This is a genomic window from Rossellomorea sp. GAMAL-10_SWC, from assembly GCF_049568075.1.
Taxonomy (GTDB): domain Bacteria; phylum Bacillota; class Bacilli; order Bacillales; family Bacillaceae_G; genus Gottfriedia.
In genome coordinates this window covers 4644289-4665658 of sequence record NZ_CP144911.1, presented here as the reverse complement: position 1 = coordinate 4665658, position 21370 = coordinate 4644289, and the positions used below count along the sequence as shown (strand labels likewise).

At 31.8% G+C, this 21370-nt stretch carries 16 protein-coding genes and 1 riboswitch; of the genes, 5 read left to right on the top strand and 11 right to left on the bottom strand.

Going from position 1 to position 21370, the window contains the following annotated elements; genetic code table 11:
- Positions 1–334: 334 nt before the first annotated feature.
- From V5E38_RS22555 to V5E38_RS22540, 4 genes are all read right to left on the bottom strand, one after another.
- The gene (locus tag V5E38_RS22555; protein ID WP_499211513.1) at positions 335–1990 is read right to left on the bottom strand and encodes an Ig-like domain-containing protein; all 1656 of its coding nucleotides are present in this window, start codon (positions 1988–1990) and stop codon (positions 335–337) included.
- A gap of 127 nt (positions 1991–2117) precedes the next feature.
- A complete protein-coding gene (locus V5E38_RS22550) occupies positions 2118–4529 on the bottom strand; it encodes an SH3 domain-containing protein (protein ID WP_499211512.1) in 2412 nt (803 codons plus the stop codon).
- Positions 4530–4836: 307 nt separating this feature from the next.
- Complete coding sequence (locus V5E38_RS22545; RefSeq protein ID WP_499211511.1) at positions 4837–5454, bottom strand: lysozyme family protein; 618 nt, start codon at positions 5452–5454, stop codon at positions 4837–4839.
- A gap of 414 nt (positions 5455–5868) precedes the next feature.
- The gene (locus V5E38_RS22540) at positions 5869–7167 is read right to left on the bottom strand and encodes a zinc ribbon domain-containing protein (protein ID WP_499211510.1); all 1299 of its coding nucleotides are present in this window, start codon (positions 7165–7167) and stop codon (positions 5869–5871) included.
- Between the two features lie 245 nt (positions 7168–7412).
- On the opposite strand from V5E38_RS22540, the gene V5E38_RS22535 reads away from it, so the two are divergent.
- Complete coding sequence (locus tag V5E38_RS22535) at positions 7413–8795, top strand: M48 family metallopeptidase (RefSeq protein ID WP_499211509.1); 1383 nt, start codon at positions 7413–7415, stop codon at positions 8793–8795.
- Positions 8796–8937: 142 nt separating this feature from the next.
- Here V5E38_RS22535 and V5E38_RS22530 read toward each other — a convergent pair whose 3' ends face one another.
- Together V5E38_RS22530 and V5E38_RS22525 are read right to left on the bottom strand one after the other, a co-directional pair.
- Positions 8938–9516 (bottom strand): YARHG domain-containing protein, encoded by a 579-nt coding sequence (locus V5E38_RS22530; RefSeq protein WP_499211508.1) that lies wholly within the window; start codon positions 9514–9516, stop codon positions 8938–8940.
- A 222-nt stretch (positions 9517–9738) separates the two neighbouring features.
- A complete protein-coding gene (locus V5E38_RS22525) occupies positions 9739–11388 on the bottom strand; it encodes a PQQ-binding-like beta-propeller repeat protein (RefSeq protein ID WP_499211507.1) in 1650 nt (549 codons plus the stop codon).
- A 280-nt stretch (positions 11389–11668) separates the two neighbouring features.
- Between V5E38_RS22525 and secA2 the strand changes: the two genes are divergently transcribed.
- Positions 11669–14053 carry a preprotein translocase subunit SecA gene (secA2, locus tag V5E38_RS22520; protein ID WP_499211506.1) on the top strand — a complete coding sequence of 795 codons (2385 nt, stop codon included), beginning with the start codon at positions 11669–11671 and terminating at the stop codon, positions 14051–14053.
- On the top strand, positions 14037–14945 hold the full coding sequence (locus V5E38_RS22515; protein WP_499211505.1) for an accessory Sec system S-layer assembly protein: 909 nt from the start codon (positions 14037–14039) through the stop codon (positions 14943–14945). Before secA2 ends, V5E38_RS22515 begins: the two co-directional genes overlap by 17 nt.
- A gap of 117 nt (positions 14946–15062) precedes the next feature.
- Here the strand turns inward: V5E38_RS22515 and V5E38_RS22510 are convergent, their stop codons facing one another.
- Complete coding sequence (locus V5E38_RS22510; protein ID WP_499211504.1) at positions 15063–15596, bottom strand: competence protein ComK; 534 nt, start codon at positions 15594–15596, stop codon at positions 15063–15065.
- Positions 15597–15904: 308 nt separating this feature from the next.
- On the opposite strand from V5E38_RS22510, the gene V5E38_RS22505 reads away from it, so the two are divergent.
- Both V5E38_RS22505 and V5E38_RS22500 read left to right on the top strand, forming a co-directional pair.
- Positions 15905–16426 carry a sigma-70 family RNA polymerase sigma factor gene (locus V5E38_RS22505; protein ID WP_499211503.1) on the top strand — a complete coding sequence of 174 codons (522 nt, stop codon included), beginning with the start codon at positions 15905–15907 and terminating at the stop codon, positions 16424–16426.
- A 456-nt stretch (positions 16427–16882) separates the two neighbouring features.
- Positions 16883–17014: riboswitch (cyclic di-GMP riboswitch) on the top strand.
- A gap of 235 nt (positions 17015–17249) precedes the next feature.
- Positions 17250–17570, top strand: coding sequence for a helix-turn-helix domain-containing protein (locus tag V5E38_RS22500; RefSeq protein ID WP_025671315.1), 321 nt, complete (start codon positions 17250–17252; stop codon positions 17568–17570).
- A gap of 96 nt (positions 17571–17666) precedes the next feature.
- On the opposite strand, the gene V5E38_RS22495 is transcribed toward V5E38_RS22500, so the two are convergent.
- From V5E38_RS22495 to V5E38_RS22480, 4 genes are all read right to left on the bottom strand, one after another.
- A complete protein-coding gene (locus V5E38_RS22495) occupies positions 17667–18848 on the bottom strand; it encodes a hypothetical protein (protein ID WP_499211502.1) in 1182 nt (393 codons plus the stop codon).
- A 26-nt stretch (positions 18849–18874) separates the two neighbouring features.
- Positions 18875–19447: a peptidase S26 family protein gene (gene lepB / locus V5E38_RS22490; RefSeq protein WP_499211501.1), complete on the bottom strand. Its 573-nt coding sequence runs from the start codon at positions 19445–19447 to the stop codon at positions 18875–18877.
- A complete protein-coding gene (locus tag V5E38_RS22485) occupies positions 19447–20022 on the bottom strand; it encodes a hypothetical protein (RefSeq protein WP_499211500.1) in 576 nt (191 codons plus the stop codon). The genes lepB and V5E38_RS22485 overlap by 1 nt, the downstream gene beginning before the upstream one ends.
- A gap of 109 nt (positions 20023–20131) precedes the next feature.
- Entirely contained in the window at positions 20132–20902 is a 771-nt protein-coding gene (locus V5E38_RS22480) for a hypothetical protein (protein WP_499211499.1), read from the bottom strand.
- Between the last annotated feature and the right edge of the window lie 468 nt (positions 20903–21370).

Below are 21370 nucleotides of genomic sequence, written 5' to 3'. Positions count from 1 at the left end.
TGTGGATAACATATAATAGTTATCCACAAACCGCTTGTTTATAAATTAATTCAAGTAGCTAAGAAATATAAAGATACGACAAAATTCTACCAAAATGAAAATTGTTGATCTCTTCTTCCTGTCGATAAGTATTAATTTTATTCACAAGTTATCCACATATTAAAAACAAATCGCATTCATCTTAAAAATATTTTGTAAAACAGATCCTCGTCTACTTAATTATCGTGAAGCAATTGTAAAGTTCGAAACAAATAAACTTACTCTTTCCAATAAGAACTTGAAAAATAAAAAAATACAATGCAATAAGAAAAAAACTTATCGCATCGTATTTTAACTATTTTACAACTTTAATTGTACGAACGCTTTTGTTTCCCGATTTATCAATGACATAAACCTTTAAATATGTGTTTGCTTTCTGTACTTTTATTGATACAGAAAATTTACCACTGGAATTAACCGAGCTTTGACCTATTAATGTGCTTCCTCGATAAATCTTCACTGAAGCATATTTCTCAGCACTACCTGTTACAGTTTTTGATTTTGAAGTAACTTTATTAACAACTGGAAGTGCTGGTGGTGTTTTATCTAATACTTTTAAAGACTTTGTTGCACTTACATTTCCAGCTTTATCAGTAGCAGTTACACTTACTGTCGTTCCACTTTTTTGCTTTGAAGTTGTAAATTTGTAGCTTTTATTTGAAGCAGCTCTCGTGCTTTTTTGAAGCTTGCTATTAATATATAGTTTAACTGTAGAACCTGCTTCTGCTGTTCCGGTAATAGTAGTTGATTGATCTGAAACTGTATTCATTGTTGGTGTTGTAGGTTTTGTTTTATCAATTGTAAAGGTGATTGTCGTTGTGTTACTTTCTTCATCTTTCACAACTAAAGTGTATTTGCCTGGCTTACTAACGATTTGACCATTTTTAAATCCTGCGCCATTTAATAAAGCAGTACCTTCATCAAATGTAATCTTTACGTCTTTATTATAAGAAATATTATTTTTCACCCCTGATACGATTGGAGCTACAAAATCTTTCTTTTTGGCAATATATGAAGAAGCAATATAGCCTGATGTTTTTCCATCAGTTGATTTTACTGGGAACCACACGTACCATATATCACTATCAGTGCTAATTTGTCCTTCAGTATATTTGAAATCCCCATCGATTACAAAAGTCTTGTTTAATGGTAGTAAAGTTCCAATTGTTTTCTTAGAAGGTTGTTCTCTTAAATTTGCACCTTCTTCGGTAACTTTAACAATATCACCTTTTTTAAGTAAATAAACTGACTCATGAAGCTCATCTTTCAAAGTGTACTCTAGTTTGTTAAACTTTATATTCGCACTACTATTTGAATCATATTCAAAATCATTATATCCAAATGGATATTGCGCTAAAGTTGTATCATTTAAATAACTTTCTTTTTGAATTTTAGAAAATACTTTATCTTGATAAGTATTCCAATTTCTTGATCCATCACTACGTTTAATAGGACTATTTACAGGCTTCAACCCGTTATATGCCATAACCGGAAAATACCAATTTTCAATTATTTCCCGTCCGGCCCCTTTAATTCTAGGAATTGGATTTTGAGAAGAATTTTGTAAATCATACTTTTCATTTAAAATTTCAACACCGGCTTGAATATTATAAATAATATCACTTTTTAATTTATCTTGATCATACCTTGCGTCGGTAACTTGCATAATTCCATAACCTTTACCGTCAGTAGAAGCTGAACCATTTTCGAACTGTCTCCAAGAAGATTCTTGCCCTGCAACACCAATTACAACTTCTGGTGGAATTTTTGCATTTAGCGCTGCATTCGTTAGTAAACAGTTAATTTGTTGATTAGATGGATTTACATTTTGTTTAATTTCGCCCATTGGTAAACATTTCGTAGACCAATCCGTTGCTGCTGATGCTTTTCCAGCAACTAAGCCAATGGAAAGCGTCGTTAATAAGCCTACTTTTAACATTGTTGATTTCAAAATTTTACTCCTCCCCAATCTACTTAAATAATTTTCTATCTTTCATTGTATCATATAAACATATTATTCTTTAAAATTGTCACTCAATTAAACTAGTAAAAAAGTGACTCACAAGGAGTCACTTTTTTTACTTTAATTCTTGTTTGACATAACTTGAAGATACCCATCCAAAACTTCCATTCGCTAGTTGGATTTTATACCATTTTTTTGTACTATCCATTGTTAAAGTACCATCTGTATTTGTAACAATACTTACGTAATTATTAAGGTTTAACTTACCAATTACATTGTTTTCAGCTGTAGTTGCAGCTGAGCGCACGTTTAAACCATCTGTTGTTATTCTACCTAAGTTTTTAACAGATAAGGTTTGGCTATATGCATTTAATTTGATACTGTTTGTCCAAAAAACGTTCCCATCTATTGATAATTTAATCCAATAATTATTTGTTTTTTCAAGAAGAAGGAAAGTTGTACCGGCTGTAATCGATTTCACTTTAGCCGTATCTCCCTTTGCGGTGTATAGATCAATGTTTCCTTTTGCAACCGCTTGGATATTAGCAGGGAATACATCACTTCCAACAGGAGTGGATGGACTTCCTGGAATCGTAGTATTCGGTTGGGCTTGATCATAGTACGCTTTATTAAATGGTAGAATTTTTTGCATATGTTGAGCAATCAATTTACCCCAGTTTGGATCAGTCGCGTAATAAAAATTCATCCCTTCACTCGCTGCATCTATTCTTACATTGCTCATATCTTTCGTACTAAAACCAAGATATGCACCTTTATATTTCCAGTTACTTGGGTTTAAGTAAGTAGATTTAATTGAGCGAGCAATATACTCTACATTTTCTTGTACACTCATAAATTTGTATGAAGCTATATATGGTGTTGTGTCATATGAACCAAAGCCAAATAAGTTATTTTTACCTAATGAAATTTGAGAAGTACCAAATCCACTTTCATGAATGGCATGCGCTGCTAAATAAAGTGCATTTACACCATATTTATTTCCAGCATCAATAAACAATTGTCCTTGACCAGACAGTATACTCTTAACTCCACTTTTCACATTGTTAGCAATATAGGTATTAATTTGCGCAGCAGTTACAGGCGAAGGTGTACGCAGATCAATAAACTGATAGCTATCTCTTGATGTTATTGGGTCACCAGTTTTTACTTGTTTGATATATGATCCTGATACATATCCCGTTTTCCCATTGTAACTAACCTTATACCAATTGTTAGACGTTTTATCAGTCGCCATTAAAACCATATTAACGGGAATTACTGTAAGCAACGCTGAAGAAGTATCGTACGTTTGACGTAAATTTAATTCTGAAGTCGTAATATAAGTCGTATCCGTTATATTTGTTATCGTCACGACATCACTTTTTCCGAAATCTGCTGTTCTTACATATCCATTTACACCTTTATAAGACACACTATACCAATTACCAATTTTTTTGCTAATCGGGATAACTGTATCTTTTGGAATTTGAATAAGTTGTTTTGATGCATTGCCGAACGATTCATATAAATATGTTGCATTAAGCGCTTTATATTTTGTAGTAGTAAATGTTGTGAAGCTATTTGCAGATACATCTTCACTTTTAACATACAGATTTTTTCCATTGTAATTAATTCGATACCAGATCTTCCCTACTAAATCTGTCGCTTTTTGAGTTGAAGCAAAGCCATTATCTCCATTAACTGTAGTTACTACAGGTTTTGTCGCATCTGGAGTTGCATATAAGTTAGTGACTGCTTTCGTAAAATAATATGCAGTACTTGTTGTTTCATATTTTACTTCATTTACTTTTGTAAAATTATTAATATAAACATATCCTGTTTTACCGTTAAGCGTGACGCTATACCAGTTACCGACACGTTTTGATGATGAAATGACCGTACCACTTGGAATACTTGATAGTACTTTAGAAGATGCACCATAGGTTTGATATAAACTTGTATTTTTAATTGCCTTATATTTTGTTTGTGCAAATGTAGCTACAGCACTTTTCGTAACATCTGCGCTATTTACATACAAGGTTTTGCCATTATAACTAACGCGTAACCATGTTTGGTCAATGCTATTTACAATGTTTTGAGTACTGTAAAATCCATTATTAACAACTACAGAATATACTGCAGCTTTTTTTGTATCAGGCGTTGGATATAGCTTAGTAGTTTTATTTGTAAAATAATAAGCGGTCGCTTGAGTAGTATATTTATAATATTCCTTTAAATACGTACCACTTACCCAACCAGTTTTTGAACTATAAGTCACTTTGTACCAATTACCATTTCTTTGAGTAGCGGTAATTACTTTTCCTTTTGGAATAATCACAAGTGATTTATAGGTTGTACCTGCACCCTGTCTTAAATATAGATTTGCTGTCGTTTGATACTTTGTTTTAATATTTACAATTGCTGCACTCGCTTTTGATGTTTCCAAACCGATATTAGGACAGGAAATGCTGGAGGTGCCTACTAATATGCCTGTTGATACCAAAAGTACTCTTCCCATTTTTTTCATGTATCAAATTTTCCTTTCCTACCAATATTACATTTAAGCCGTAGAATAAAACAATCCAATTCTATTAAACTAGTAAAATTAATAAACTATAATTTTTAAAAAATGAAATTAACAAAAAATTAACACTAAAATTAAGTATAAGTCATAAAATGTCGGAATTTGAATTGTTTTTTCAATAATTATATCGGTAAAAAAAGGAAATTGTTTAATTTTATCGAAATGACAACTATTTTGTAATTAAATTGACATAATTCTAAAAAAAAAGTTAAAAAGTCCATAAAGAAGACATTTATCTCTTCTTCATGGACTATGGTTTTCCTACTATATTATGTTTAAGTGGGACTAAAATCTCGAAGTACTTTGTTTTCTTCATTACTTTTTGACTATATGTGAAGTCACCATAACAATATGGATATCTGAAATTTTTCTTATTATTATTACACGTATAAAGCTCAGGATTCGTCTCCACCATCGATAGAGAATAAGTTTTAGCAAGTTGAACTGTATGTTTACCTCCATGTGTTTTTACAAAATCAATATAAGCAATCCCCATATTGTAACTTTGTATGATGGTTTGTAAATCAACGCCTTGCTTTTTACCATAGGAATACACGTCTTTAAAGTGTGAGACCCCTTGTTGTATGCTTTTTGAAGTATCTTGAATACTATCCTTCGCTAATCCTAATGATTCTGAAGCTTGCATTGGATCTTTTCCTTTACCTTTCGTTTCTTGCATCATTAGTCCTAGTAATAAAGGTGTGTATTCTTCTAAATCAGACGTCTTTAATTCAGTGTAAACTTGTGTTTCATACTTCAACACATCTTGGAAATAGTAACGATAGATCGCAAATAACCCAATAATTGACATCAGAAGTGTAAATAAAAGAAGTCTTTTAATAAATTTCCACATTCTATTCTTTTTCATTACCTCCAAACATTTCTCTTTAATACATTATAACGAATATTCCTATTTAAAAAAGTAATGTGCTAAAACTACATATATTTGACATTAAAATGTGAAAAAAGAAATATTTCTTATAATAATCATTTAATAAGAATTGTACCCTTTTAATCCTAGCTTAATAATTGCGGGATCTTCCAACTCTGCATTCAAAAAAAAGAGTCCAACCTAAATTGGACTCTTCAGACTGCCCGAAAACGCTCGCTTTCTTCGTTGCTTCGCCTGTCTGCGGTGCTCATTACCGTCTAGGGTAACTCCGCTCCTCACCAGGCTTCGCGCCTCGAAAGACAAACGCTTGCAATCAGTCTGAAACTCAAGTTTTTTGTACTTTGTCTACACACTAAAGAGTCCAACCTAAATTGGACTCTTTTCTACAATTTACTTTATCTCTTTTACTTCTAAAATACGATCCATTTTTAATTCATCATTTTCTCTTGAGAAGTGGTAGGTAATTTCAAATGATTTCATTTTAGTTTTACCATGTTTATCAGTGATCTCATACGACTCATTTGTTGTAATGATCATACCTGAATCATCTTGCTTTGAATCTTTCATAGAAAAGCTTGTGAGTTTTTGCGTTGTATCCTTTTTCTTAATTTTGTCTTGATATTCCTTAGACTGTAAGAATGCTTGGCCATTTTGATTAAACAAGCCGTTGATTAGTTGCTTTTCTTCTAAATCAGAAGAAGGCTTTGGACTAGGTAAATACTTATCAAAAAAACGTTTAAGTCCTGCAAAGAAACCATCTTTTTGATCTGTCTCGTCCTGATTTTCAACTGGCGTATCAAACATTAAATCTACATATTTTCCTGTAACCGGAATATCATCCGTTTTAAATAATTCACCATTCTTTTCAATTTCAGCGTGAACTACTGTTTTACCATTTAATAAAAAAGGACCAAATCGGTCTAGTTCACTTACTTTTTGCCCCGTATCTTTTCCATTTACAAAAAGTTCTGCCTCAGGTTCGTTCGAGTAAATTTGGACATAACTAACATTAAAAGTTAATTCTTGTGATAACTTATTTTTTGAAGCAGAAGAAAAATCTATATCAACTGAATCTTTAACATCACTATAAACACCTTTATATGAAACAGCCATAGTGTACTTTCCAGGTAAAACTTTGTGGTATGTTGTTTCATATTCATCTTTATTTAAATGTGTAATATGATTATTTAATTTTAATTCAACTTCATCAATTGGTGAAGAAATCTTTAATTCGAATGGTTGTGCACTTATTAAATATGTTTGATAAATCCCTAAGAATTTACTACCCTTTTTAATTGAAAGCACATAATTTCCACGACCGTCTATTAACTTACTATTAATTACTTTATTATTTTGGATCATATCGTCTAAATTATCTAAAACATCATAGCTATTTAAGTAATCCATAAACGCGATTACTGAGTCTTCATCTAGGGATGCCCCGGTACCGCCTTTTTGTAGCATATGTGTCACTTCTTTATAATTATTATCTGATACAGCTTTATCAAAAATCTTCACTAATCTTTTAGGCGAATTTAAGTAATTTAATGTTAAATGTGTAATTAATATCACGAGAATTGGTATTAAAATAAACATCCATTTTCTTTTAAAACTAGGTATTCGGTTTTTTCGCATTATTCGTATACCCGCTCTTGACAAGGAATTTTGTTCTCTTAACTGAGTTTCCATTTATTTTTAACTTCCCCTTAAATTTTCATTCTATAAAGTGCATGTTTTTAATATATAAATTGAATCTAAATAAATACTTAAAAAAGTAGACTATAGTCTATCATACTATTTTTTATTTAAAGGGTAAAAAGAAATTTTTTTATTATTTAGTGGAAGTAATTGGTTTCATTTCTCTTAAATATATGTATGACATCCTTTCCATTTACTTGTTAAACTATAAGAATTGAGATATAGGAGGAGAGAAATTGAAGTCGTTAGTTAATCGGAAAGAATCGATTTATTTTATATTACTTTTACTTATTAGTATTCCAATTTATTTTTTACTTATTTTAAGTGTTGTTGGTCTTATTATTTTAGGAATTTTAATCGTTTTACCTCTCTTTGCCCATTTAATTTTCACTGCTCACATACGTATTAATGGTGTTAAGATTACTGAAAAACAATTTCCAGAAGTATATTTCAGAACAAGAGAAATTTCAAAGGAAATGGGCTTTTATTTCTTACCAGATGTTTATGTAGTCCAATCTGGAGGACTGTTAAATGCCTTTGCTACGCGTTTCTTTGGACGGAATATGATTGTATTATATTCAGTTCTATTCGAAGAGATTGAATCAAATCCAAAAGTAGTTGATTTCGTAATTGCACACGAGCTTGCACATATTAAACGAAATCATATTCTAAAACAGGCTTTAGTATTGCCTGCAAATTGGGTTCCTTTTTTAGGTTCGGCATATTCACGTGCATGTGAGTATACAAGTGATCGAATGGCTAGTCATTATATAAATGATTTTGAAGCATCGACTCAAGCACTTACAATGTTAGCTATCGGTCGCAAATATTATCAACAAATTGATCAGCATGAATATTTATTAAATAGTAGCAATGAAAAAGGCTTTTTTATCTGGTTAAGTGAACGATTTATGTCCCATCCAACTTTACCAAAACGTATTAACGCTTTGCTTCATTTTAATAATGTAGAAAGCGATATTAAATTTAAAACACCAAAACGCGTGTACGGAATTGCTGTAATTGTATTCGGGTTGTCATTCGGGGTTATAGTCGGTGCAGGTTTATTAGTAGAAAAAGCGATTCCACTAGCACAATCATTCTTTGATGGCTATTTATCTGCGGAAACACCATTAACGCAAGCAGTACTTGATAACGATATTGAACAAGTTAAAGAGTTAATTGACGAAGGAGAAGACGTAAATGAATTGAATAGAGATCATGAATCCCCACTTCTTAAAGCATCATATACTGATGGAGAACCTCTAAACTTAGAGATGCTAAAGTTATTACTTGATAATGGAGCAAATCCTACTATAGGAGATGCAGATGATTGGACAATCTTACATGCTGCAGCTTATTTGGGTGACAAGGAAGCAATTGACTTATTACTAAAATACGGAGCAGATATTAACCAACCAGACAATGTTGGAGAAACGCCTATTTTTGATACAATATATGAAGTAGATGATTTAAAAACATTCCAGTATCTAATTAAAAAAGGTGCAGACTTATCAATAAAGAATGTGGATGGAATGACATTAAAAGAAGTAGCTAAGGAAAATGGAGCAAAGAAAATCTTAAAATGGTTTGATAATCAAGAAACCGAGATTAACCTTTAAGACAATACAAGTATTTTCTTATCAAAAGTATTAGAGTTAGTAAAAAAGCAAAGTTCATTAATCACTGAACTTTGCTTTTTTTAATAGCTTATTACTAATTTATAACTTGATACAATTGAAGAAGAAACTGTCGTATTTCCAACTATTCCCTTGATTTAATTAAATTTAAATTATATTTTTCTACATCATTAAGCTCTCCGCTATATGCTGGATTAGGTTTATACCAAGACTTCGAGGTGAAATAAATCGTCAAGTCACTAGATTTAAATACTAAACCATGCCTAGCATAGATTTCATTTCTGGCTAAACGTAAATCATTAGGAGCTAATTTAATCAGATCTGCATTTGTTAGTTTTCTACTATTACTTTCCGGTAAAACATAATCTTTTGATTGCTTTTCTTCATCAGTAGCTTTTGTTTCCTTAGTAGTTGTTTCTTTAGCAACTTCCTTAGTTTTTGTTTCAGTCGTCTTTTCACTCTTTGTTTCTTTTTTTACATCCTTATCCGCTACTGCCTTTGTAGAAGCATTTTCCGGATGAAAATTACCTTCATTCATTATTTTTGGGTAGACATAAAAAATTGCTGTAGCACCAATTATAAGTACTCCAGCTATCGAGAGTATAAACGAAAAGTATCGTTTATTACTTAAACCATCTTCCTTATTCTTAAGTTTTCTATGTTCTGAACGACTTTCAACATTGTTTTCTGCCTTATTAGCCAAATTCTTTCACTCCTCTAATACAGTTATAAATAAATAAATTAATTAATTAAAATAAATACATCTATCATATTATCTAATCTATTTGCTAAAAATCCAATTCTTTTAATAGAAGTTTAATATGTTATTAACACAATTGAAAAGACCGTTTAAAAAAATCCTATATCAAATACACAAGAAATCCCTAGCTCCACAAACGGAATTAGGGATCTTTCATCACAATATTTATTGGATATTGACGCTAATATATTTACCTCCTCTAGTTCCAACAATTACTTGTTGACCAACTACAACTGGAGACGCCTCAATATTGGCACCTAGATTAATCTTATTGATCATTTTTCCGCTACTACTTATTAAGTACAGGTTCCCAACAGAATCACCTTGAATTAAGTAAGCTTTATTATCCTTTGTATAAACCGCTACTGTAGATGACCACGCATAGTTTGGTAAATCTAAATGCCATTTTTCTTTTCCAGTAACAGTATCATAACTAATTAATAAGCCCCCATTCATCGTTTTATACCTTGAAATATTAAAAATAACCTGCCCTTTTAATGGCCCAGTTCCAACAATTGGAGTCGCTAACAGTCCACCATTAACAGGATGATTACCTTTTATCGAATAACCCGGTATTTTCTTCTCCCAAATTACTTTACCAGTAAGCCCATTTAACTTTTGAATGCGTGCATAGCCTTTAGTTCCTTGTTTATCGATTTCAGAACCTGTGTATAAAAACGGTGTACCATTAGAATTCTCAATGACAATTGACGCATCTGTATCGTCATATGCATTATTTGCCCAAATTGGCCTTTTCTTAATAATATCTAGCGCTTGAATACCACCACCATTATCGGCGAAATATGCAATATTCTTAAATACCGCTACTGAATTTTCAATACCTTGGTATGAATTATTTTTAAGTTTATATCGATATTTTGAAATTACTGGAGAAATTTTTATCTTTTTAGCCTTAGAATCATATTTGGTATTTAGTTTGATAAAGTAAACTAGTCCATTTTCCCCGCCGACTAACATCGCATCATCTTCTCGGTTAAATAACGCAGATCCATCAAAAGCTCCCCAACCACGAAAAGAATAGGAATCAATTCCTGGAATAAATGCTAATTGAGAGCCATCAATTAGACTATAAATCCTCATACCTATTTTTCCGGTTTGTGGTATACCTTGTCCAACGTATAAAAGAGGATAACCACGTGGATCAAGAGCCACGCTACCCTTAATTGGATTTTGAATATTTATTGGATTTCTTGTTTTCTTCCCTGTTGCTAAGTCTAAAAAGTAAACTCTTCCATCTAAAGATCCATAAACTACTTCTTTAAAATTTGACTTTGTTTTAAATTGAGAATATAAATTCATAATTTTTTGTTCTTGTGGTTTCCATTCAATTACACTTGGTTGGCCAGTCCATCCTGAGCCCCCGCCCCATCCAGATGAAGAAGAAGTTTGAAACGACCAACTCTTAACTAACTTTTGCTTTGAAATAACTGTCGTTCCCATTGAACCGTTATTTCGGAAAGGTCCGCCTCGAAAGCTCAATATCCCATTAATAGTTTGATACTGCTCTGGGAAAGGCTTTGTAAACACTTTTGTACTATTACTGAAACTATACGATAGGTTTTTACTACTTGGGAGTGGATTCAGTTGTAGTGCTTCCCATTTTTTTTGTTGATTTGTCTCAACTTTTTGAAGTGTTGATTGTCCACTACTAGTTTGATTTGTTGCAGCTTTTACTTCATTATTACTTATTAAATTGGTCTCATGTTTAGTGCCTCTATGCTTCAACGACGGTGAACTAAATATACTTGTTAAAAGTATTGCAGCAGAAAAGATTATACCGATCTTTGTCTTCAATAAAGCTCTCTCCCTCATATCTTAGTAGACTATTAATATGAAACTACTAAGATTATATATAATAGGAAGTAAGTAATTTGTCACATTTTGAATTAACTAGTTATTTTTACTTAAAGATCGTTCGCTTCATTTTGATTCCTACTAATTGTTACTTTAGTATTAATAATATAATTTTCAATCTTTTCTATAAATTCCCACTATTTACACCTTGAGTCCCGTAAAACTTATGATACATTTAAAGAAGAGACTTGATAGATTACCAGCTCAGGAGGGAACATCCTTGATCCAGACTTTGCAAAAAATTATTGGCAATCGAAAATTAAAGGAATATGAAAAAATTGTTCAAGAGATAAATACAAAGGAGCCATTCTTTGAAAGTCTTCTAGATGAAGATTTGCGTGAATTTACTTATCTATCAAAGCAAAAAATTTCTAATAAAGAAGCTGTTATTCATGAAATTACGATAGATGCTTTTGCACTAGTACGTGAAGCATCAAAACGTGTTTTAGGGATGCGCCATTATGATGTTCAATTAATTGGGGGACTTGCATTACTAGATGGAAATATCGCTGAAATGCCAACTGGGGAAGGAAAAACATTGGTTACTTCATTACCTGCCTATACTCGTGCGCTTGAGGGAAAGGGCGTACATATTATTACCATAAACGAATATTTGGCCCGACGCGATGCGGATCAAATTGGGCAAATCCACAAATTTTTAGGTCTTACAGTAGGTTTAAACATTCCCAATTTACCTTTGGAGGCTAAAAAAGCTGCATACAATGCAGATATTACTTATGGAATCGGAACAGAATTTGGTTTTGATTATTTACGAGATAATATGGTTACTTCTTTCGTTGAACAAGTTCAACGCCCATATCATTATGCAATTATTGATGAAGTTGACTCAATATTAATAGATGAAGCAAAAACACCACTAATTATTGCAGGAAAAAAAACCGCACAATCACACTTATATTCGCTTTGTGCACGCTTTATTCGCACGTTTATAAACGGTAGGGATTATTTTTTAGATCAAGAAACTAAGGCAATTACTTTAACCGAAGAAGGTATTTCAAAGATTGAAAAAGCCTTTATGGTAGAAAATTTATATGACCTAGAACATACAACGCTTTTCCACTATGTTCATAACGCATTGCGAGCCGATTTAATATTTCAACGCGATGTTGATTATATAATTCACGAAGGCGAGATTAGACTAATTGACTTATTTACTGGCCGAATGATGGAAGGACGCTCATTAAGTAACGGTCTCCATCAAGCAATCGAGGCAAAAGAAGGGTTAAAAACAACTGAAGAAAATCATACCGTTGCATCTGTAACAATACAAAATTATTTCCGGATGTACCCAATTCTTTCTGGCATGACTGGAACTGCAAAAACGGAAGAAAAAGAACTCCTACATGTTTATAACATGGAAGTTTATCGAATTCCTACTAATAAACCGGTAATTCGTAATGACCACGAGGATATTGTGTTTGAAAAAACAGGAGAAAAACTCAAGGCAGTTCTGGCTGATGTAAAATTACGACATGAAAAGGGACAACCAATTCTAATTGGAACAACCTCCATTCGTCAATCTGAAGTACTCGCAGAATTATTAGAGAAAGAATCGATAAAGTTTCAGCTCCTTAATGCAAAAAATGTTGAAGAAGAGGCACAGCTGGTTGCCCAAGCTGGTCAAATAGGTATGATTACCATTTCAACCAATATGGCGGGTCGAGGGACTGATATCATATTAGCTGATGGTGTATCAGATTTAGGAGGTCTTCATGTAATTGGAACCGAACGTCATGAAAGTGAGCGTATTGATTCACAATTAAAAGGGCGTGCAGGGAGACAAGGGGACACTGGTTCATCTCAATTCTATCTGTCATTAGAAGATGAATTATTTGTAAAATATAATACAGAAAAGCTAGAGAAATTATATAAAAATCTACAGACTGATCAATTTGGTAGAGTACTAAATTCTACGATTCAAGACTTTGTTTCATCTACACAAAAGCTCCGTGAAGGAAATCAATCTTTAATTCGTGAATGGCAGCTTAAATTAGATGGTGTTGCAAATGAACATCGCCGTATTATTTATAAATTAAGAAATAACTTTATACAAAATGAAACTGGTTTAGACTGGTTTATTGATCAAGCTGAAGAAACTATTGATCACTTATTAATGCAATTCTATCCTAAAGACAGTACACCTGAAGATTGGGATCTACTTGAAGGTAAAACAGCACTTGAACAACTTATACCACCACTTCGAATAGATATTGAACATTTTAATACTGAACAAGAGATTTGGCATAACGTAAAAGAAGCTTTTTCAGTATATAAAGATGTATTAAACGGTATGGAGGAAGAGAAAAAAGTAAAACTTATTAGTGTTTTAAAAAGCACGGCATTAAGTACTATAGATTTATATTGGACTGAACATTTAGAGCATTTACAACAATTAATTGAAGGGATACACTTAAGACAGTATCAACAAGAAGATCCAATTCGACTATATGAATTTGATGGATTTACTCTGTTTGAACATACTTATAACTCAATACAACAAGAAATATCAGCAAGTCTTGCTTCAACATTCCAAGAATTATCTTGTCCACAGGGGGTAGAAAAACAAAATGTTATCGTCGATTAAGCGTTTATTACAAAAAGGTAAAGATTCAACAGTTTCATCGAGTGATTTATTGCAACAAACATCTACTGATCAAGCAGTTCAAGTTGAAGAAAATGAAGTGGTTGAAATTTTCCCTAAAATTTCATTCCACCCATTAATGCATATTGAGGATGAAAAGCGTTATGTTTATCAATTTTTAAATAACGAGCTTTCTCCTTTAAAACCAAATCAATTATCATTATCTGCAATCGAGCTTGAAACTAATGATGACGGAAGTGCAACTGTTACTGCATTCGTTCGTAACAGTTTAGAAAAATTAGTTCGTTTAGAAGACGCAATTCTATTATTGATTAGTGAAGAAGGAGAACTCTTAGCTAAAAAAGGATTTAGATTGGAAGAGCTTGGCGAAATGCCTCCTTGCAGTAGCCGCCCATGGCGTTTTGTATTTGAACGAGAGTATTTACTAAAAGAGGACTTGCCTGAAACAGGTTTTGAGTTAGCATTTGATTTATCAAAAACTATCCACCGATTAGATATAGATCCATCATGGGAAGGCCGACTTACTGAAGAACAAATTACAGAATTAAGCAATCTTGTAAATTCTTTACCTAAATTACGTATAAATGAAGTGAGCTTACATGCTTTACGAGCAAGCTATAATGAAGAAGGAAACTTAGGCGTTAACATTTTAGTTCGAAATGGATCAACACAAGCTGTTAGTCTAGAATTACTACCACTAGAAATGTTAAATGAGAATGGCGAAATAATTGCGAAAGGTTTATTCACACTACCTCCATTAACAATCCAAGCAAATACGAGTAAACCATGGACATTTATCTTCCCTAAAGAACTAGTAGAAATAAATGCGTTCTCACAATGGACAATTAGAATACCTGAACAAGAAGTTATTTAAGGCATAATGAAAGAATAGATACACAAAGTTTAAAAGCAGGATTTATGATCAATTAAGATCTTAAGGCCTGCTTTTTGTATTTCCTGCCCCTGCTTTCCTAAAATAACTTACCTAAGCCTACCCATCAGAAGAATATCCTTCTATTAATTCCTTAATCATCATTAACTTTTCTTCATCTGATTTTAGCTTATATTCTACTTTCTGACTTAAATACATACTAATAATCTTTGTGGCTTTACTAATTTGTTTATCAAAAATGTAATAAGAAATTGGGAATACCCTCTCTTCTCCATTCCTAAACTGTATTTTTGTTTTTCTTTTTTCTTTTATATATTTATTTATTTGGATAAAATTAAGCCATTTGCAAGATATGTTATTTTGCGAAGATGTAGGAATCATAATAATTGATAATGTGGGATTAATCATAAGAGGAATCTTTTTCATAGTTGGATATTTACTTTTTACGACTTCGAGATGACCTTTAATAGATTGATTATGGTAGAGGGCGGATTCATTCAAGATTGCTTTCATTGGCCGCTTTGAATAGATCACCCCTTTGTTTTTATCAGTTATTTTGGTTAAAAACTCTGGATGATCCGCAGCTTCAATCAGCATTGTTTCATACGATACAACATAATCTAATTTTGACATATGTGCCTCCTTTTTAGGATTTTTTACATATCGATTATATCAAAATTATCTTTCCGTATTTTTGAAACTTCTATGACCGTTTAGCCTGTGTTTTAGTAAACTTTACTTACGTTTAAAAATATAAATAGATAAGATTTCAATTAATTATTTCTGGCAAATTTAAAGTTTTAAATATGAAACTCACATTTCACTCTATTTTTTTTATTCTTAATTGATGTATCCAAATATGATATGTTTTTTAAATTTTTATATAGTTACATCACCGCGGAATACACACAAGGGCATGCCTTTTTAGAAAGGCAGTAAGCATGAAATGTAGTGAAGAACATGTAAATTATCAAGTTATTTCAGGAAAATTGAAGCCAAGTACATTCGAGGAATGCTTAAACCAGTATTCCCGAATGATAAAAGCAATTATGAAGAAGTTACATTTATATAAAAACTTTGATGAATATTATCAAATTGGTCAAATAGCATTGTGGAAGGCTTATCAGCAGTATCAAACTGAGAAAGGGAGCTTTTCAAGTTATGCTTATATTACAGTTAGAGGCTATTTATTAAACGAGCTATCCAAAGCAATTAAATATGATGAGAGAAACGTAGTAGTAGAACAAAACCATGAAGATGTAATATATTGTGATGAAGCATTTTCACTAGATAATTTTATAAGTTTTCTAGATGGGATTTCTCCCTTACAGAAGCAAATTCTAATTAGACGTTTCTACTACAATCATGAGTTTCCACAAATCGCATATTGCCTAAATATGAAAGAATCCAGTGTTCGATCTAGTTATCGTTATGCATTAAAAAGATTAAGAGATTCAAAATAAAACTTTTAAAAATAAAGTGATCTATTTATTGGTTACTTTATTTTTTTAGTTTATCAACTTTAATTACAATTAAATGCAAATTACCCATTACTTTCCTCCTATTTTTATAAATTTCAAAACTATGCCATTTTGAGTGAACTCCGTACATTTTTAAACGTTTTCTTCTATTTTGGCCTAGTCTTGAATATTATTCTAAAATTACTAAATTTTACCAGTCATTTTTTGGTATTTCGACATTTTTTTTGCAAATGTCGAAATGTATTCTCTTAAAATTTTTCCAATTGTTTCAAATGTAAAAAAACGCCTTGATTTATCTAAACCTTTTAATATAATTGAAATATTAGCAATATTATTGTTTTTTTTGAAACTACAAATTACTACAAACTATGTATTGGATTCATTATATAATTGTGTTATAAATTTTTTAAAAATTGTAATAAATACACCAAAACTCTCTCTAGAAAAAGGCAAACCAGTTGAGAGATTGGGACGCAAAGCCACTGATCTTAATCAGTAAACATAGTTAAAAAGCACTAGTTCACTGTATTTTTTAACTATTAAACGAACTAAGATAGCAGGGTTACCTAGGTATTTTATACCTTAATTTTAGGAGGCCATTATCCATGTACAGTCAATTGGAAAAACATTCTGCCGAATTAAACTGGATCGACTTGCTACTAGAGTGCATTGAAGTAGGCATAAGTCCTGATGAAGTGCGATCATTTCTTTACAATTGCGTTAAAGATTCATGTCAAAACTAGGATAACTACTCTCTACTATGATATACTTTTTGTAATAGTCAAAAAGATATGGAGTAGCTTATATGATTGGAGAACGAATTAAAAAACTACGTTTACAACATGGAATGTCACTTACAGAGCTTGCAGAACGTGCTGGTATCGCAAAATCTTACATAAGTTCGATTGAACGAAATCTACAAAGCAATCCTTCAATTCAAGTACTTGAAAAAATTGCTGGCGTCTTCAATACAACGGCAGAAAGCCTCCTGAAAGATGATATTGATCCAACAAAAATTATTGATTCTGAATGGATGGATATCCTTCAAGAAGCAATTAATTCAGGTATACCAAAAGATGAATTATTAAAATTTATTGAGTTTAATAAGTATAAACAAGGTAAATAAACCTTCAAATTAAAATGTTTCCATTTTAATTTGAATTTTTTTTCCCCACTAAAATAAGAAGGGCGCTCTTCAAACGAAGAGTGCCCTTCTTATCATTTATTTACGTAAATCATATTTTAAAGAAATGTTATCGATATAACCAGCATCTTTACTTGAGCTGCCAGATTTATCTTTAGCATAAGTAAGTTTTAACACATGTTTACCTGGTTGAATAGTAAGCTTTTTATTTGTCCAATGGTTATCTGTACCTGATTCACTAACAAGTACACTGTCATCTATTGAAATCGTTAAGATATCTTTATTTAGTTGAGAAAGTACTAAATAATCAAAAGATAAGAAAGCGTTATATGCATTATCTGGTACATTAATTGTTACCTCAGCAATAGATGAACTATTATTAGAAACGTTACTGCTAATTAAATAATAGTCAGTTTTCCCATCTACTTTTGAATTAATTCTTTCCCAATCACCAGCAATAGAAAATGGTGAACTTGCGCTTTCAAAGTCTGCTAGAAAACTATTTTGAGGAGTATATAATCCACTAGCTAAAGAATCTAAATCATTAAGTGTATCATTTTTAATAGTTGTTGCCTTAGTAACTAATGCTTTCGATTTTTTAAATTCTAAATCGTTTGTTGCGTCATTGATAATTTGTGTTACTTTATCAATTTGATCTTGTAAGTAAGTTTTTACTTGTTGATCGGCTGTTTGTTTTTGCAGATCAATTAATTGACCTAAAGTTACTTTAGCCGCATTTATTGCGTCTTCTAAATCATTAAGTGCCTTAGCTTGCTCAGCAGTAATTTTTTGTTGACCATTGGTAACTTGTGAACTAAAGTCAGGTTTTAATCCGTTAACTTCACTTTCAACTCCAGCAGTAGTTTGATCATTTAATTGGGCTACTAGCTGCGAAAATTGGTCAGTAGTATGTTGATTAATTCCAGGTAAAGCATTGTTGATTGCATTAATATGCTCATCTGATTGACCGTTAATTTTACTAATACCAGCTTGTTCTAACTCGCCTTGTTTATGATTAACGCCATTTTCTGTATCAGAAGCATATGCATTTAATTTATTCTTTAATGCCCCAATCATATCTGAAGTTTTTGAACCTAATGTGCTACTAACAGTTGACTTCGCATCATTTAATAAATGAGCTGCATAATTTGTAAATACCCCCCCGGCATTAGTAGATGCGAATGCCAAACTAGAAGATGTTAGGATTCCAGCAGCCAGTATTCCAACCGCAATTTTCTTTTTCATTGACTTTTTTTCCATTTTCTTTCGTGCCTCCATTAGACAGATTACACTTTAAGTGGTTTTGCTATTTTATGAATAGGTAAAATTGAAACAAGTACATAACCTTTAATGTCATTAATAGGTATAAATCCAAAGTCTTTACTTCGACTATCGAAGCTTATTCCCGGCTCTCGATTATCACCAACAATAAATATCTTGTTTTTAGGAACCGTTATTTTTTCCATATCTTCAGAAATCCCATTTGTAGAGATTTCTGGAACCGGTTGATTATTCACATAAATAATCCCATTTTTTATAAAAACTTTGTCCCCAGGAACTCCAATTATTCGTTTTACAACATCAAATCCTTCAGCTCTTAATTTCATAATCGCAACATCTCCAAGTTCAGGATCATGAGTAAATCGAGCTAATTTATTCACAAAGACTACATCCCCATCATTTAAAGTAGGGTACATCGAAAATCCACTAACTTTTGTAAGCCCAACTGTGTTTAGTAATATAACTAAAAGAACACCTAAAATTAGAAAGAACTTCATCCATTCAAATAATGACTGACTAAAAGTTTGTACGTTTTTATCTTCCACCGTTTTTTGTTCTTCAATTTTTGAAGCATTCATTACTGTTGACCTTCCCCGTTAGACTGATCTTGGCTGTTTGTATTTTGTGAATCATCATTTTTCGAGTTAGATGTTTCATTAGATTTATTCCCATTATTTGAGTTCACATTAGGAATCTGCTGTTTAATTTCTTCTTTTGCTTGTTCCTGAGCGTTTTGTATAATTTTATCAATTCTCGCTTTTGCTTCTTGTACATCCTTTTCGTTCGTACTATCAATTTGTTTAATCAATTGATCTCCATACTTTTGAAGCTCTGCTTGTGATTCTAAGCTTTTTTGTGTCGCATATTTTTGTATTTCATCAGCAGATTCCTTAGCTTTTTCTTGTACCTCTTGAATTAAGCGTGCTTTTTGCTTAGTAGACTCTGCTTCGGTCATACCAATAATATAATCACTTGCTTGCTTAGTTTGTTGGCTTGTCCATGCAGTCATTGCTGCAGGTAAATTTGTATCGGCAAATGAAAACGTCGTTGCGATGAGCAAACCACCACTTAACGTAACAGATGCAATTAAAAGCTTTTTAAATTTTTTGGAGACCCATGTTTGTTTTTCTGTTTTTTCAGTACGATTCTGCATAATTTACCTCCTAATGACTACATGAAAAAAACAAACTCTTTAATTTTATGAATTTAAAAATCATGTTTACTGCTAACTGCTAATAGTGGAAAATATCTTAATTTATTTCTTATTTATTAATCGCGTCCACTAAGTCTTGCATATCTTTAATAGCATCATTCGTAGTTTTTGATTGAGTATCTTCTAAAGTTTTAAATGCTGCTTCTTTTTGCGTGTCAATTTCAGTTTTTAATGAAGCTTCAATACGATCAATTTCAGAAGATAAGTGCTTTAAAACAGCTTTTTCAGAATCCGATGCTTGAGTATTAATTAATGTAGTAATTTCAGATTTAGCATCTTGAATTTTTTGAGTTAAAGTGTTCACAGCTGTTGTACGAGAAGAATTTAAATTAGATTGAAGTTTTGAATCAGCACTTTTTGCAACCGCTGAAAGCTGTGCGTTAAAGCTACTATTTAATGTATCTGCTAATGAATTTAAATCAGAAGTTGTTTTACCATTTGTTGTTGAAACATAGTTAGCAAAATCTGCAGGAATGCTCATGTTTAAAGCTGCCATAGCTTCAGAAATTGCAGCAATATGCTCATTTAAAGCCGCACTAATTTGTTGATTTGCCAATTTTGTTTGAGCGTCTCCTACTGATTCGATCGTGTTTGCAGCATCAACTTTGTAATTATTTACGCTAGTTTTCATATCTGCAACTGAAGAATCATATTTTGGTTTGTATGATGAAGAAAGCTCTGTTTTTGCATCAGAAGTTTTCGAATTAGCCCAGTTTGTTAATAACTCCCCCGCGTTAGTACTTGCGAATGCAATTCCTCCAGAAATAACTAAACCTGCAGATACAATACCTATTACAACTTTACTCTTAACCTTTTTCATTTCTTTCTCTCTCCCTAAATTGTATATATTTTGTATACCGTTCTCCCGTGAGAACGTATACAATTTAACTATACAAAAGACTAAATAATCTAACAATTGAGTTAAACCTTTATGAAAAGTGTTATTTTGACAAAAAACGACGAGAATATTGTTTTTTTTAATCTTTTTTTGACGAGTATTATATTAATTTGTTATTTTCTGTTGTCAAAACAGAACTTTACTAACTATCACACTATTAGTTAGTCCTTTTTACACATAAATTACGAAAATGATTTAACGTAAATACTGTTCATTCTCTATTTTTTTTCATATTTCAAAGGAAAAATCAGGATTAAGTACTAGGTCTTTAGTAGTCCATAGGTTTGCGATCGAATATCAATATGTAGAAATTTGTAGAAACTACAGAGGGTAAATATCAGAGGAATAGTCTTTTCGTTCAGATTAAAGATCAAAGAAAAAAACCCCGAT

Excerpts from the sequence above, each read along its gene's own strand:
- V5E38_RS22550 (WP_499211512.1), bottom strand. The coding sequence starts at position 4,529 with ATGAAAAAAATGGGAAGAGTACTTTTGGTATCAACAGGCATATTAGTA.
- V5E38_RS22545 (WP_499211511.1), bottom strand. The coding sequence starts at position 5,454 with ATGAAAAAGAATAGAATGTGGAAATTTATTAAAAGACTTCTTTTATTT.
- V5E38_RS22540 (WP_499211510.1), bottom strand. The coding sequence starts at position 7,167 with ATGGAAACTCAGTTAAGAGAACAAAATTCCTTGTCAAGAGCGGGTATA.
- V5E38_RS22515 (WP_499211505.1), top strand. The coding sequence starts at position 14,037 with ATGTTATCGTCGATTAAGCGTTTATTACAAAAAGGTAAAGATTCAACA.
- V5E38_RS22510 (WP_499211504.1), bottom strand. The coding sequence starts at position 15,596 with ATGTCAAAATTAGATTATGTTGTATCGTATGAAACAATGCTGATTGAA.
- V5E38_RS22505 (WP_499211503.1), top strand. The coding sequence starts at position 15,905 with ATGAAATGTAGTGAAGAACATGTAAATTATCAAGTTATTTCAGGAAAA.
- V5E38_RS22500 (WP_025671315.1), top strand. The coding sequence starts at position 17,250 with ATGATTGGAGAACGAATTAAAAAACTACGTTTACAACATGGAATGTCA.
- V5E38_RS22495 (WP_499211502.1), bottom strand. The coding sequence starts at position 18,848 with ATGGAAAAAAAGTCAATGAAAAAGAAAATTGCGGTTGGAATACTGGCT.
- lepB (WP_499211501.1), bottom strand. The coding sequence starts at position 19,447 with ATGAATGCTTCAAAAATTGAAGAACAAAAAACGGTGGAAGATAAAAAC.
- V5E38_RS22485 (WP_499211500.1), bottom strand. The coding sequence starts at position 20,022 with ATGCAGAATCGTACTGAAAAAACAGAAAAACAAACATGGGTCTCCAAA.
- V5E38_RS22480 (WP_499211499.1), bottom strand. The coding sequence starts at position 20,902 with ATGAAAAAGGTTAAGAGTAAAGTTGTAATAGGTATTGTATCTGCAGGT.